Source organism: Methylobacterium indicum, assembly GCF_001043895.1.
GTDB classification, from domain to species: domain Bacteria; phylum Pseudomonadota; class Alphaproteobacteria; order Rhizobiales; family Beijerinckiaceae; genus Methylobacterium; species Methylobacterium indicum.
In genome coordinates this window covers 1-619 of sequence record NZ_JTHF01000363.1, presented here as the reverse complement: position 1 = coordinate 619, position 619 = coordinate 1, and the positions used below count along the sequence as shown (strand labels likewise).

1 protein-coding gene is annotated in these 619 nt (G+C 66.1%); it reads right to left on the bottom strand.

The features are described 5' to 3' along the window. Positions 1-90: 90 nt before the first annotated feature. The coding region (locus tag QR78_RS29960; RefSeq protein ID WP_048431278.1) for an inositol-3-phosphate synthase at positions 91-619 on the bottom strand (529 nt) is incomplete at its 5' end.

Below are 619 nucleotides of genomic sequence, written 5' to 3'. Positions count from 1 at the left end.
CGCGCTTGATGTCGTTGAGCTCGACGAGGAGCTCGCGCAGCGGAAGCGGGGCCTGAGCCCCGCCCGCCAAATCGTGGCTGGCAGCCATCCCTAGTGGACGCCGAGCCAGTCGAGCAGCATGCGCTCCTGCACGCCGAAGGCGTGCTCGGGGCCGTGGCCGTTCTTGACCATCGGCGCCTTGAAGAACGTCGACAGCTGCTCCTGCACGCCGCCGTCGCCGCGCTTCTTGGCGAGATCCAGCACGCGGGCGATCTCGATCACCAGGGGCGCGGCCAGGATCGAATCCTTGCAGAGGAAGTTGACCTTGATCTGCATCCGCTGGCCGAGGAAGCCGGTGACGTCGATGTTGTCCCAGGCTTCCTTGTCGTCGCCACGCGGGCGGTAATAGTGGATGTGGACCAGGTGATCCTCGACCGGATAACCCAGGATCGAGTCCAGCACCGTGCCCTTGGTGTTGAGCTTGGACTGGAGCGAGTCCTTGTCGTTCAGCGCCAGGCCGTCGCGGTTGCCGAGGATGTTGGTCGAGAACCAGCCGTCGACGTGGAGCGCGCGCGCCTTCAGCGCCGGCGCCAGCACCGTCTTCATCATGGTCTGGCCGGTCTTGCCGTCCTTGCCGGCG